General features: G+C 55.8%; 10 protein-coding genes. 5 read left to right on the top strand and 5 right to left on the bottom strand.

All coding sequences use genetic code 11. The features are described 5' to 3' along the window. Positions 1–2: 2 nt before the first annotated feature. The 3 genes from ACP3PW_RS12470 to ACP3PW_RS12460 all read right to left on the bottom strand — a co-directional run bounded on the left by ACP3PW_RS12470 (position 3) and on the right by ACP3PW_RS12460 (position 4,502). Positions 3–1,199 carry a glycine C-acetyltransferase gene (locus ACP3PW_RS12470; protein ID WP_426417054.1) on the bottom strand — a complete coding sequence of 399 codons (1,197 nt, stop codon included), beginning with the start codon at positions 1,197–1,199 and terminating at the stop codon, positions 3–5. Positions 1,200–1,299: 100 nt separating this feature from the next. Beyond that, entirely contained in the window at positions 1,300–3,801 is a 2,502-nt protein-coding gene (locus ACP3PW_RS12465) for an ABC transporter permease (RefSeq protein ID WP_426417053.1), read from the bottom strand. Then, entirely contained in the window at positions 3,798–4,502 is a 705-nt protein-coding gene (locus ACP3PW_RS12460; protein WP_426417052.1) for an ABC transporter ATP-binding protein, read from the bottom strand. Before ACP3PW_RS12460 ends, ACP3PW_RS12465 begins: the two co-directional genes overlap by 4 nt. Positions 4,503–4,512: 10 nt before the next feature. Here ACP3PW_RS12460 and ACP3PW_RS12455 point away from each other — a divergent pair, with 10 nt between their 5' ends. The 4 genes from ACP3PW_RS12455 (at position 4,513) to ACP3PW_RS12440 (ending at position 9,669) form a co-directional block, all read left to right on the top strand. Continuing rightward, on the top strand, positions 4,513–5,115 hold the full coding sequence (locus ACP3PW_RS12455; RefSeq protein ID WP_426417051.1) for an arylesterase: 603 nt from the start codon (positions 4,513–4,515) through the stop codon (positions 5,113–5,115). Positions 5,116–5,356: 241 nt separating this feature from the next. Further along, complete coding sequence (locus ACP3PW_RS12450) at positions 5,357–6,580, top strand: acetate/propionate family kinase (RefSeq protein ID WP_426417050.1); 1,224 nt, start codon at positions 5,357–5,359, stop codon at positions 6,578–6,580. Between the two features lie 26 nt (positions 6,581–6,606). Further along, positions 6,607–8,709: a phosphate acetyltransferase gene (gene pta / locus ACP3PW_RS12445; protein ID WP_426417049.1), complete on the top strand. Its 2,103-nt coding sequence runs from the start codon at positions 6,607–6,609 to the stop codon at positions 8,707–8,709. Positions 8,710–8,754: 45 nt separating this feature from the next. Beyond that, on the top strand, positions 8,755–9,669 hold the full coding sequence (locus tag ACP3PW_RS12440; protein ID WP_426417048.1) for an acyltransferase: 915 nt from the start codon (positions 8,755–8,757) through the stop codon (positions 9,667–9,669). Positions 9,670–9,696: 27 nt separating this feature from the next. On the opposite strand, the gene ACP3PW_RS12435 is transcribed toward ACP3PW_RS12440, so the two are convergent. Both ACP3PW_RS12435 and ACP3PW_RS12430 read right to left on the bottom strand, forming a co-directional pair. Then, complete coding sequence (locus ACP3PW_RS12435) at positions 9,697–10,215, bottom strand: DUF4124 domain-containing protein (protein ID WP_426417047.1); 519 nt, start codon at positions 10,213–10,215, stop codon at positions 9,697–9,699. Positions 10,216–10,242: 27 nt separating this feature from the next. Then, entirely contained in the window at positions 10,243–11,913 is a 1,671-nt protein-coding gene (locus ACP3PW_RS12430) for a methyl-accepting chemotaxis protein (RefSeq protein ID WP_426417046.1), read from the bottom strand. Positions 11,914–12,075: 162 nt separating this feature from the next. Between ACP3PW_RS12430 and ACP3PW_RS12425 the strand changes: the two genes are divergently transcribed. Beyond that, on the top strand, positions 12,076–13,029 hold the full coding sequence (locus ACP3PW_RS12425; protein ID WP_426417045.1) for a lipid A biosynthesis acyltransferase: 954 nt from the start codon (positions 12,076–12,078) through the stop codon (positions 13,027–13,029). Positions 13,030–13,488 lie beyond the last annotated feature (459 nt).

Here is a 13,488-nt window from a genome sequence, read left to right as displayed (position 1 = left end):
TCCTACTGAATGACACCGAGTTCGCGACCCACTTTTGCAAACGCCTCTACGGCACGATCGATCTGCGCGCGAGTGTGGGCTGCGGACATTTGGGTACGTATACGCGCTTTCCCGGTAGGCACCACGGGGAAGGAAAAGCCAATCACATAAACCCCCTCCTCCAGCATCCTTTCGGCAAATCGTTTGGCGAGCCCTGCATCTCCCAGCATCACCGGTATGATCGGGTGCTCACCGGGAACCAGTTCAAAACCCAAGCCCCCCATTTGCTGGCGAAAATAACCACTATTGTCTCGCAGCTGTTCGCGCAGGGAGTCACTCTCGGCCAGCAGGTCCAACACTTTGATCGACGCCGATGCGATGACCGGAGCCAATGTGTTAGAGAAAAGATAGGGACGCGATCGATTGCGGAGCCATTCGACCACCTCTTTGCTGGCTGCTGTATACCCCCCGGACGCCCCACCCAATGCCTTCCCAAGGGTGCCGGTAATAATATCGACACGCCCCATAACATCGCAGTACTCAGGTGTTCCGCGCCCCTTTTCACCGATAAACCCGACCGCATGAGAATCATCGACCATCACCATAGCGTGGTAACGGTCGGCTAGGTCACAGATCCCTTTGAGGTCAGCGATAATGCCATCCATAGAGAACACACCGTCGGTGGCAATAAGCTTGTAGCGTGCACCTGCGCTATCCGCCGCCTGGAGCTGTTGCTCGAGATCTGCCAGATTGTTGTTGGCGTAGCGATACCGCTGAGCCTTGCACAGGCGCACACCGTCGATGATGCTGGCATGGTTGAGTGCATCGCTGATCACGGCATCTTCGGGGCCCAACAGGGTTTCGAATAAGCCTCCGTTGGCATCGAAGCAGGAGGAGTAAAGGATACAATCCTCCATCCCCAGAAATTGAGCGATACGCTCTTCGAGGTCCTTGTGCACCTGCTGGGTACCGCAAATGAAACGCACCGACGCCATACCGTAACCGAACTGCTCAAGGGCTTCACGACCCGCCTCAATCAAGCGACTATCGTTCGCCAGGCCCAGATAGTTATTGGCACAAAAGTTAAGCACATGGGCACCACCACTGACTTCTATATCCGCTTGCTGCTGCGAGATAATCACACGCTCATCCTTATACAGGCCATCGCGCTCAAGCTGCTTTAGTTGCCCCTGCAGGTGGTCAGTAAATGATTGAGACATAGGTTCTCCAGGTCAGCGAACGGGTCGGGAAACAGGCTTGGAGTATAGCACCGGATCTGTCCCATCCCCGCTGTGGAAACTACCTAACCTGCCGTCGTCTTTAAAGCTCGCGCAATACTCCAAGAGGCGATTGGGTCACCACGCGCCGGGTACCCCACCAGCCTGCAGCACCCACCAGCGCAGCGCCAAACAGCGGCAACACCAGCCAGTAAAGCGGGTGCCAATCAAAGGGAATATTGAATACCTCACGATAAAGTAGATAGCTTATGGTTTCGGTTCCCATCGCAGCTACCGCTCCGGCCAGCGCCCCCAGCAGCACAAATTCGCTAATATGACTGGCTCGTATCTGGCCGCTTCGAGCCCCCAGGGTGCGCATCAGGGCGCCCTCCTGCAAACGCTCATCGAGACTCGCCTGCATAGCGGCAAAGAAAACCGTAAAGCCTGCACAGAGAACAAAGAGCAACACATACTCCACCGCCAGCGAAACCTGATCGACGATACCCCGTATCTGCTGGATCACCACCTCCAGATCCAACACGGTTATCGAAGGAAACTCACGTATAAGATCTCGTGCAATCATGGGTGAGTCGAGCGGTCGGTGAAAGCTGGTCATGTAGGTTGAGGCGAACTGCTCCAGCACCCCGGGCGGGAACACCATATAGAAATTGGGTCTAAACGACTCCCACTGGACACTGCGTATATTGGCAACTTTTGCCTCTAGAGTGACCCCGGTGATACTAAAACCGAGACGATCACCCACACGAACCCCCAACCGTTGAGCCAAATCTGCCTCGACCGATACCAGAGCCTCCCCTCCTCCCTGTCCGGAGGGCCACCAGTCACCACTCTCCAGTCGGTTTGTCTCTGGCAATTGATCGGACCAGGTCAGGTTAAGTTCTCGATGCAATGCATTGCTGCTGCGCCCCTCCTCGCTAACCACCTGCAGCGCGGATTCTCCGTTGATCGCGGTTAGACGGCCACGAACCATAGGGAAAACAGCGCTGCGGGCCAGTTCGCGCTGATCGAGGAACTGCTCTAACGCGGAAACATCCTCGGTGAGAATATTGACCGCGAATACATTGGGCGTGTTAACGGGTAATTCTGACTGCCAGCGCCCGATCAGTTCGGTGCGGATCAAGACCACAATCGCCATCGCCATCAGCGTCATCCCGAATGCCATGACCTGACTGACCGTCACCTGTGTATTGCGCAGCAGATGGTTGAGACCAAAACGCAGGGCCACATTGACCGTGCGCGAGCGTAGACGATAAGCCGTCAACCGGAGCAACAACGCCAACACGACTCCCAACATTAACGCGGCCACCGCCACGCCAGCGGCGATGGCCAGAGTCAGCTCCGCGCTGCGAGTATAGCGCCACATCAACAACATCAGCGTTGCGATGGCCGACCCATAGATCAGCCAAGCCTGTGCGGGCATGGGTGTCAGATCGCGCCTGAGCACTCTTAGGGGCGGCACCTTGCGTAAACGAACCACCGGTGGCAAGGCAAAGCCCGCCAATGTAATCAGTCCGGTCGCCAAACCCAGCCACACCGGTTTAAAACCTACAGCAGGCAATTGTCCCGGCAGCAGGGACCTCAGTAACTGCACCAATCCCTCCTGCAGTACCCAGCCCAACGCCAACCCCAACAGACTGCCAATCAACCCCAACCACAGCAGCTGCAACAGGCTGATCATCAGCAGGTCTCGCTGACCCGCGCCCATACAGCGCAACATGGCACTCATGTCGAAGTGACGTTCGCTATAGCGGCGAGCCCCCATTGCGATGGCAACGCCTGCCAGCAATACGGCGATCAGACTGGCCAAGCCCAGATAGCGCTCGGCTCGCTGCAACGCCCGGTTGACCGCCGGCCGCCCCCGCTGCAGCGTAATCACCTGCTGGTTACTGCTCATTTGCGGCGTCAACCACTCCAGGTAAACATCCAGCAACGCTTTGTCGCCGGCGAGTAACAGGCGATATTCCACCCGACTCCCGGGCTGGAGCACGCCGGAAGCCTCAAGATCTTCCATGTTCATCAGTACGCGCGGCGCGAGGCTGTAAAAATCTCCCCCGCGATCCGATTCATAGACCAGCGCCTTGCTCGCACTATATTGGGCCACACCCAGCTCCAGCACACCGCCCGGTTCTAGCTCTAGCAACCCAAACAGACGCGGCTCCAGCCACACCTCTCCCTGAGCGGGAATGCCCGTGGCAGCCTCACTGCCGGAAAACAGGTTATCGGATACCCGTAACTGCCCCCGTAAAGGATAACCACTGGCCACGGCCTTTACCGATGCCAGCTGCATCGCCTCCCCGGCCAGCACAACACTGCGAAACTGGGCGACGGTGGATACTGACAAGCCGTCTTTACGGGCTCTCTCTACCCAGGATGAGGGAATGGCCTGTGAGCTGCCAATAACCAGATCTGCACCGAGCAACTCAGTGGCCTGCTGACCCATGGTGCGTTGCACCCTGTCGGTGAAAAAACCGATCGCCGATGTGGACGCGACCGCGATCACCAACGCCAGCAACAACAGGGTCAGTTCACCCGCGCGGGCGTCCCGTAACAGCAAGCGCCAGCTCAATCGCCACCAGCTCCTCATTGCAAGTGCTCCGTATACAGCGCCCCTTGCTGCAGGGACAGGCGTCGATCACACCGCGTGGCCAGTTGTTCGTCGTGGGTCACCAGGATCAACGTGGCCCCCTGCTCACGGTTCAGCTCAAACAACAACTCGATGATGCGCTCACCGGTTGTACTATCGAGGTTACCGGTGGGCTCATCGGCAAAGAGAATCGCGGGACGCAGGGCAAAGGCCCTGGCAATGGCAACCCGCTGCTGCTCACCCCCGGAGAGTTGTCGAGGGTAATGAGTTAATCGTTGCCCTAGCCCGACCCGGTCAAGCAAGGCGCTGGCCTGTTCGACGGCATCGTTACGCCCTGCCAACTCCAGCGGCAGCATGACATTCTCCAGCGCCGTTAGACTCCCCAGCAGCTGGAACGTCTGAAATACAAACCCAACACTCTGGGCCCTCACACGGGCCCTATCATCTTCATCCATGTCGCTAATGGACTGACCCGCCAGCTCGATGGTGCCGCTGCTCGGATTGTCCAATCCAGCCATCAACCCCAACAGAGTCGATTTACCTGAACCGGAAACACCGACGATCGCTACACTCTCACCGCGCTTGATCTGTAATGAAATCGGCGACAATATGGTGAGGCTCCCCGCCGCGGTGGAAACCACTTTGGTCACCTCCCGGACAACAATTGCGGGGGATGGAGAGGATTCAGTGTACTTATCCATAAGACTCCTGATGGGGTTATTAATTCTTCTACTGTGCCTGGGCCGCGTCGCCTCGGCCTCCGCCGAAACACTACTGGTGCTGGGAGATAGTCTGAGTGCCGCCTACGGCATTCGACCAGACCAGGGTTGGGTCAGTCTACTGGAAAAGAAACTTGAACAACAAAATTCTGCGATCAATGTGGTCAACGCCAGCGTCAGCGGTGAAACCTCGGCAGGAGGACTACAGCGCTTGCCATCCGCTCTCAAACGTCACAGCCCGCAATGGGTGCTAATTGAGCTGGGAGCCAATGACGGGTTGCGAGGAGGCGATATCAGGACGATGCGTAGCAACCTCTCGACCATTGTGGAGCGGGTCAAGGAGGCCGGAGCCAACCCGGTTCTGTTTGAAATGCTGCTACCGCCCAATTACGGAGCCACCTACACCCGCCTATTCCAACAAAGTTTCTCGGATATCGCCAACGAGCACGACATTCCGCTGGTCCCGTTTTTCCTTATCGACATTGTCCAGCAGCCCCAGTATATGCAAGCGGATCAGCTTCATCCCACCAGCGATGCTCAACCGTTGATTCTGGATCGTGTCTGGCCCGTGCTCCAACCCCTGCTGGCAAACTAGAACCCCATAGAAAAACGGCTAAAAACAGAATTTTGGGTTCGATTGAGTCGCGAAATTCGCTAAATAACCCGTATAATCCGCTGTTCTCGATAACGCCAGTCCATCCAGCGATGGGCGACCTAAATCAACAGATAGCTGCGCGAAGCTCCGGGCATTGCAGCCAGAACCGAGCATCGATTGCAGAGCCATGGCTCGAATACGATATATAATGACTCGACCGGCACCACTCACAGCGGACACTATGACTCAACACAACGTACTGGTTTTGAACTGCGGTAGCTCCTCGCTGAAGTTTGCCCTGATAGACCCAGCCTCGGGCCAACAGAAGATCAGCGGCCTTGCCGAACGGCTTGGGGATAGCCAACCGTCAATTCGCTATACCCTCGACGGGAATCAGCACACACAAACACTCCCCGACGCAGATCACCAACAAGCCTGCGCCCATATCGTCAGCCTGCTCAGGAAGCTGGATCTAGAGGATAGCATCGGGGCCATCGGCCACCGGGTTGTGCATGGTGGCGAGGCGTTCAAGGCTTCGACCCTTATTGACCAACATGTGGTCGACGCCATCCGCGATTGCCAGCGCCTGGCACCGCTGCACAACCCCGCCAATCTGGTCGGTATCGAGGTGGCCAGACAGCACTTCCCTGGGCGCCCCCATGTCGCGGTGTTTGACACCTCGTTCCACCAAAGCATGCCCGCCGAAGCGTACCTTTACGCGATCCCCTACGAGCTTTACCAGCAACACGCCGTGCGACGCTATGGCTTTCACGGCACCAGCTACCGCTACGTGAGCCAGCAAGCGATCCAGCGCATGGCGTTACCACAGGGCAATAACGCACTGCTTTGCGCCCACCTGGGTAACGGCAGCAGCGCCGCCGCTATCCGCAACGGCGCAAGCGTGGACACCACCATGGGGCTGACCCCTCTGGAGGGGCTGGTGATGGGAACCCGCAGCGGCAACGTAGACCCCAATTTATACGATTTTTTGGCCAGTGAGTGTGGCTATACGCTGCAACAAACATCACGCATGCTCAACAAAGAGAGTGGTCTGCTGGGTATCTCAGGCCTTAGCAACGATATGCGTACCCTTGAACAGGCCGAAGCCGAGGGGCACGAGCGCGCGCGCCTGGCCATCAATATCTACGTATTCATGCTCGCCCGGCAGCTGGCTGGTTTAGCCACCAGTTTGGGGCGCCTTGATGGGTTGGTATTTACCGGGGGCATCGGCGAAAACTCATCTCGCATCCGTCAAGCGACCTGCGAGCGACTATCGATTCTTGGCGTCAGACTCAATACCGAGCGTAACCACAACAACGGCAGCGAACACGGCGGTCGTATCAGCGATGATAGTGACTCTCCGGCGGTGTTTGTCATCAACACCAACGAAGAGCTGATGATCGCCCGCGACACGTACGATCTGGTGACGAATCCACCCACAGGCAAGCCTGCCGTTAGACACTAATCGAGATCACAGGGAACCCAATCTCCATGCATACTTTCTTTATTGCACCCACCAGTTTCGGTGTGGGTTTGACCTCGGTATCACTGGGCCTTGTGCGGGCGCTGGACAATGTGGGGTTGCGAGTCGCTTTTTGCAAACCCATCGCCCAACAACACGCCTCGGACTCCGGACCTGAACGGTCAACACTGTTAATCCATCAGGTGATGGGGCTCAACCCTCCCAACCCTATTACTCTGGAGCGGGTCGAGGACCTGCTGGGTGACCACAAACGGGATATTTTGATGGAGCAGATCGTTGGCCTGTTCCAGCAAAGTGCAGGCGATGCAGATGTCGTCATCGTTGAAGGCCTGGTTCCGACTCGCCAGGCACCCTACGTTACCCGACTCAATGCCGATATTGCCAAGACACTGGGGGCAGAGGTAATCCTGGTGTCCGCCTCCAACGAGGATTCTCTCGACATGGTGGCCGACAAACTTGAGATCATCAGCGATAGCTTTGGCGGCGTTAGCAAAAAACGCGTCTTGGGCTACATCATCAACAAAATGTCCCGGGAAGCCTTTGATTATCACGCTCCAGGCAAGCCCGGTGAAATCCGTAAGCTGGATGCTTTTCGCAAAAAGCCCGTGCTGCCTATCGGCTACATTCCCTGGGATGACTCGCTCTCCTCGCCACGAACCAAGGATGTCGCACAGCTACTTAATGCACGGGTTATTTACCAAGGCGATATCGCGCAGCGACGAGTAACCTCCCGTGTTCTCTGTGCACGCACAGCCGCCAACATCACTCATCTGCTCAAACCCGGAGCTCTAATTATTACCCCGGGTGATCGCGATGACATTATTCTCGCGGCCTCGCTAGCGTCGCTCAACGGTGTTCCCCTGGCGGGCCTACTGCTGACCAACGGCATCATGCCTGCTGACTCAATTATGGACCTGTGCAAAAAAGCGGTGCAAAGCAGCGGCCTGCCGGTGATGCTGATCGAGACCAACTCCTATAACACCGCCACCAAGCTTGATCGAATGAACACCGAAGTGCCTGTAGACGATGAAGAGCGCATTGAAAAAGTGATGGACTCGGTGGCTTCGTGTATCAACGCCGAATGGCTAAAGGAGCGCTGCGGGCTTAGCAGTGAACCGCGCCTTTCACCGCCTGCCTTCCGTTACCTGCTGGTACAGAAGGCCCATCAGGCGAAAAAGCGCATCGTACTCCCCGAAGGCAACGAACCACGAACCATTCAGGCGGCAGCCATCTGCCACCATCGGGGCATTGCCCACTGCATCCTGCTCGGCAAAGAGGAGGAGATCCACAGGGTCGCAGAAGGCTGCGGACTCACTCTGCCCGAGGATCTGGTCATAATGGATCCGGACAGCGTGCGCGGTAACTACATTGAGTCGATGGTGGAGCTCCGCAAAAACAAGGGACTGAACGCCCCGATGGCGGAATCCCAGCTCGAGGATAATGTAGTGCTGGGCACCATGATGCTGGCTCTCGATGAGGTCGACGGGCTGGTATCAGGTGCCGTGCACACCACTGCCAACACGATTCGCCCTGCGTTCCAGTTGATAAAAACACGGCCGGATACAAAAATTGTATCCTCGATATTTTTTATGTTGTTGCCCGACCAGGTACTGGTCTACGGAGATTGCGCGGTCAACCCGGACCCCAGCGCGGAGGAGCTGGCGGACATCGCGGTACAAAGTGCCGATTCCGCCGAAGCCTTTGGCATCCCTCCCCGTGTTGCAATGATTAGCTACAGCACAGGCACCTCGGGTACCGGGGTCGATGTTGAAAAGGTGCGCAAGGCGACGGAACTGGCCCGCAGCAAACGCCCCGACCTGCTCATCGACGGGCCACTGCAATACGATGCTGCCGCTATTGAAAGTGTTGCACGCAGTAAAGCCCCTAACAGTCCCGTTGCGGGCCGCGCCACGGTGTTTATCTTTCCCGATCTCAACACAGGCAACACCACCTACAAAGCCGTACAACGAAGCGCCGATGTTATTAGCGTGGGCCCCATGCTGCAGGGACTACGAAAACCCGTTAACGACCTCTCCCGCGGCGCACTGGTTGATGATATCGTCTACACCATTGCCCTTACCGCCGTTCAGGCAGAGCAGGGCAAGGACTAACGACACCGCAAAATCACAACAAACACGACGATTAAACGGATCATTATGCTGTCTTTCTTGCCCTCATCCCTGCGCGGCCTTATCGCTGCACTGATTCTGGTTACCAATACCCTGATGTTGGTCCCCTTGCTAATCAGTGTTGCCCTATTGAAATTACTGGTCCCTATCGCACCCTGGCGAGTTCTCTGTACTCGAGCAGGTATATTGATCGCCGAACTCTGGATCAGCATCAACAGCGGCTGGATGCACCTCACCCAACGCATGCAGTGGGACGTTGAAATGCCCACGAGCCTGAACAATGGCTCATGGTACCTGGTGACGAGCAACCACCAGTCCTGGGCCGATATCACGATATTGCAGCATCTGCTGAATCGCCGTATCCCAATGTTGAAATTTTTTCTCAAGCAGCAACTGATCTGGGTGCCCGTGATCGGTCTCGCCTGGTGGGCGCTGGATTTCCCTTTTATGAAACGCTACACCAAGGAGTACCTGCTAAAACATCCGGAAAAACGTGGCCAGGATCTGGAAACAACAAGAAAAGCCTGTGAGAAGTTCAAACACACACCGGTCGCTGTATTTAACTTTCTAGAAGGCACTCGCTTCACTCCGGCCAAGCACAGCAAACAACAGTCCCCATTCAAGCACCTGCTGCGGCCCAAAGCTGGCGGCATCGGGTTTGTCCTCGGAGCCATGGGTGAACAACTCGACACACTGCTCAATGTGACCATTTTTTACGCAGACAGCCCCGAAGCCCGACGCCCGACCTACTGGGACTTCCTTTGCGGCAGGGTAAATCATGTCGTTGTCCGGGTGGATCAGCAACCGATACCGCAGAAGTTTCGCGGCGGTGACTACCTCAACGACGAGGCCTATCGAGAACAGTTCCAATTGTGGGTGAACGGTTTATGGGAAGAAAAGGATCGGCAACTGACGCAGCTCGCGGATAACAGATCGCGCTAGCCGCCTATCGGGCTGATTTGCGGGTGGTCAGAACTCTCCAAAACTTCTAACCACCCCATTTTTAAAGCGTATCTCGCGGGGCCAGTCCTCCGGTCGAGCCCCGTAGTACCAAAGTTCGAACAGGTCACCCTGATCATTCCAGTAACTCTGTCGTGAAGGCTCCGAACGTCGATTGGCGGCCAACACCTGCTCTTTGGTCATGCAGAGTTTTATCCTGCCCAGCCGAATCGCAGTGGTAATCTCATGAACATCGGGACAGTAATCGGGCCGCTCCGGAGCTCTGGTGGGCCGATTGACCCGCTCTGGAGGGTCGCGCCGAGGAGCTACACCGGTAGTGTAGGCCGGAGGAGAAACCGGATCACTCGCCTGAATCTGGGGAAGAATCAACGCTTCAGCATTGGGCCCGCAGGGCTGGTCCGCATAGCGTACCCCATCCGCATCGACACAACGGTAAACCTCAGCTTGACCAGACTGGGCAAACAGTGCACCCGTCACCCAGAATAGCCAAGCCATTTTTAAGGTGGCCAATCTCCGTTTTAGGGCCACGCTCCTCTCCTCCCATGGCCGCAGGCCCTACGAACGTTTCACCTTGAACTGGCTGACGAGGGACTGCAAGGTGGAACCCAAACTACGAATAGTGACGGCCCCGCTGGCAGTCTCCTCCAACCCGGCGGTAGTCTGGCTGCTGATATCGGAGATACGGGTAACATTCCCATTGATCTCATCGGCAACCGCTGTCTGCTCCTCAGCGGCACTGGCGATCTGGGTGGTCATATCGTTAATGGTGTTGATGGAATCAACTATCGACTGCAAAGACTCGCCTGCCTGGATCGCCTGTTCAACCGACTTGTTACTCTGCTCTCGACTGGCAGTCATGACGGTCACCGCACGCGCAGCCTCCTGCTGCAAGCGGTTGATCATCTCCTGAATCTCAGCAGTACTGTCCTGTGTGCGACTGGCCAAGGTTCGCACCTCATCGGCCACCACAGCAAAGCCTCTACCCTGTTCACCGGCACGGGCCGCCTCGATAGCCGCGTTAAGTGCCAGCAGGTTGGTCTGCTCGGCTATCCCACCGATCACGCCCAGTACCGAACCGATGTTCTCGGTCTCGGTTTCAAGGGTCTTGATCACACCGGCGGCCTCATCGAGGAGCTCATCGAGTGAGCGAATGGAGGAGATGGTAGCATTCAGCACCTGCTGCCCTGCGACCGACTCCTGATGCGCCTGGTTGGCAGCACCGGCTCCCTCACTGGCACTTGAGGCGACCTCCTGTGCGGTGGCGCTCATCTCGTTCATGGCCGTTGCCACCTGCTCAACTTCGGCGTGCTGTGAGGCCATAGCGTCACTTTGCTGCCGACTCTGTGAACTGATCTCATTGGAGGCCGTCGAAAGCTGCTCGGTCACATCCGTCACCTGGCACATGATATCGTGTATCTTGTCGGCAAATCGGTTGAACGCACCGGCTAGCTTATCCATCTCCGTATTGCCATCGACGCTCAGCCGGCGGGTGAGGTCTCCATCCCCCTCGGCTATATCCTCCATCACCTGGACCGAAGCGGTGATCTTTGCGACGGTCTGCCGCACCATGATGAGACTGACCGCGATAACAAGAAGAGCCGTTATAAGAGCCGCCCCAAATAGCCAGCCAAGGGTGGTTTTCAGGCTGGCCTCAAAATTGGCACGCTGCTGTGCAACCAGCCGCTCTACATCACCAATATAGAAGCCAGTGCCCAGCATCCATTTCCACTTATCGAGCCCAATTGCATAGCTCAATTTAGGCTCTGTCTCCTCACTACCGGGCTTTGGCCACAGATAGGTATAGAAATCCCCACCCCGCTTGGCAATCGCAATCAGGTCTTTAATCAGATACTGTCCATTGGCGTCTTTGAGGTTTGATAGGTCTTTACCCTCAAGACTGGGGTTGGGGCCCATAACCACATTGATACCGTCATAGTTGTAGCCAAAAATATAACCGGACTGGTCCTCTGCGAACCTTAATCGCCGGATCACCTCCTTGGCCCCCTCCTCATCATCCGCCTCATAGTAGGGCTTGATGGCGGTAAGCGTCATATCCATGTAATTTTTCAACTCGACCTGTTTACTGGCCATGATCTCCGACCGAAAGCTTTCCACCTCGTGCGTTTCGAGCAACTGCAAACGCCAGCTGGTCACCACCATCACGATCAGCGTAATCAGCAGCAAAGGTACAGTGGTTAAAAGTAATATTCTCGCTTTAATACTCATCGTAGATCCTCGATCCCCTTAGATAAAGCTGTATACAAGCCCGTCAGGGGTTAACGGCTAAACCCAAGGTTTCTTGATACTATAGATCAATTACGTTGGCCCTGGCGAAAACTGAAACAGCCGCCAAGGTCAAACGCCCCCCATGACCAAGAGGCCCTTTGAGTGGTAACGAACAACAGTACAACAACCCAAGACTACCTCCACAGCTATCGCTTCCAGTGGCGATTTCTATTGCCCCAATACTGGGGAGTTTGGCTGCTCTTTACCCTTCTGTTTATTGTCGGACGGCTTCCACTACCGGTATTGATCTGGCTAGGCAAAAAAATAGGGCGCCTTTTCTACCGCATCGGTGGGAGCCGGCTGCGGATAACAGAAACCAACATCAGGCTCTGTTTTCCAGAGCTCAATGAAGCAGAACAAAAACAACTTATTCTGAAAAACTATGAGGCACTTGGCTTTGCGCTACTGGAGCCAGGCCTTATCTGGTGGTGTAGCCTGAAGCGCCTACAGCGCATAAGCCGGGTATCAGGATATGAAGAGCACATCAGGCCACTTCTTGAGAGCGGACAAGGGGTCATTTTATTTGGTGTGCATATGACCTGTGTCGAGGCAATCGCACGCTTAGCGGGCGTCTCTGGGGTGGCGTATAACATCCTTTACCGAGTTCATGATAACCCGCTTTACGAATACCTGACGGGCGTTATGCGCCGTAGGACACTAGGCCGTTTCATTCCAAGAAAACAAGTTAAAGCGATGCTCAACTTCGTCCGTCAGGGAGAGGTCGGAATCATACTTCCAGACCAGGATATGGGCAGAAAGCGGAGCATCTGGGTTCCTTTTTTTGGCATACCCGCAGCGACCATCCCGGTCACTTCAGATTACGCACAGCAAACGGGAGCATCCGCCGCCATGATTCACTACTATCGCGATGAAAATGGCCACTACGTACTTGAGTTTTGCCCGCCCCTGAAGCACTTTCCCTCAGGGGATCTTGAGGGAGATACCCTGCGGGTAAACCAGCTTATTGAAGACTTTATCCGCCAACATCCGGAGCAGAACCTGTGGCAACACCGTCGGTTCAAGCACCGCCCCGAAGGAGAGCCAAAACTTTACTGACAGGAAAAAGAACGCGGGGCCTGGTGTAGGCCCCTAAGTCATCAAACCGTATCGTCTTTAGCGCCCACATCTCTGTGACACCCTACCCCACGCCCTTTGCTTCTGTCGGCATTATTCCCAGCGTCCATAGCCACACCTCCCTATAGGGTGCTGATACCAAGCGGTCTACATACACCGCAGCAGCACTCCAATCACTTCTACAGTACTTGTTCTAATCCTTGGTAAGTGGCGATGGTACCTTCCGTGGACACCCCCCACAGTAGTTCAACGCGGGGATACTGAAGTGCTGGGATTCTGGGATTCCGGGATTCTGGGATTCTGGGATTCTGGGATTAAGTGTATAAACCAAGGACCATAAAAAAACCCCGACCTGTTTCCAGATCGGGGTTTCGAATAAAAGCCTGACGATGACCTACTCTCACATGGAGAAACTCCACACTACCATCGGCGCTAAGAGGT

Source organism: Aestuariirhabdus sp. LZHN29, from assembly GCF_049985285.1.
In the GTDB taxonomy this organism is placed as follows: Bacteria; Pseudomonadota; Gammaproteobacteria; order Pseudomonadales; family Aestuariirhabdaceae; genus Aestuariirhabdus.
This window is presented reverse-complemented; position numbering and strand designations above follow the sequence as displayed.

Bases quoted from the DNA above. Each gene is read 5' to 3' on its own strand.
- ACP3PW_RS12470 (WP_426417054.1), bottom strand. From the start codon at position 1,199: ATGTCTCAATCATTTACTGACCACCTGCAGGGGCAACTAAAGCAGCTT.
- ACP3PW_RS12465 (WP_426417053.1), bottom strand. From the start codon at position 3,801: ATGAGGAGCTGGTGGCGATTGAGCTGGCGCTTGCTGTTACGGGACGCC.
- ACP3PW_RS12460 (WP_426417052.1), bottom strand. From the start codon at position 4,502: ATGGATAAGTACACTGAATCCTCTCCATCCCCCGCAATTGTTGTCCGG.
- ACP3PW_RS12455 (WP_426417051.1), top strand. From the start codon at position 4,513: ATGGGGTTATTAATTCTTCTACTGTGCCTGGGCCGCGTCGCCTCGGCC.
- ACP3PW_RS12450 (WP_426417050.1), top strand. From the start codon at position 5,357: ATGACTCAACACAACGTACTGGTTTTGAACTGCGGTAGCTCCTCGCTG.
- pta (WP_426417049.1), top strand. From the start codon at position 6,607: ATGCATACTTTCTTTATTGCACCCACCAGTTTCGGTGTGGGTTTGACC.
- ACP3PW_RS12440 (WP_426417048.1), top strand. From the start codon at position 8,755: ATGCTGTCTTTCTTGCCCTCATCCCTGCGCGGCCTTATCGCTGCACTG.
- ACP3PW_RS12430 (WP_426417046.1), bottom strand. From the start codon at position 11,913: ATGAGTATTAAAGCGAGAATATTACTTTTAACCACTGTACCTTTGCTG.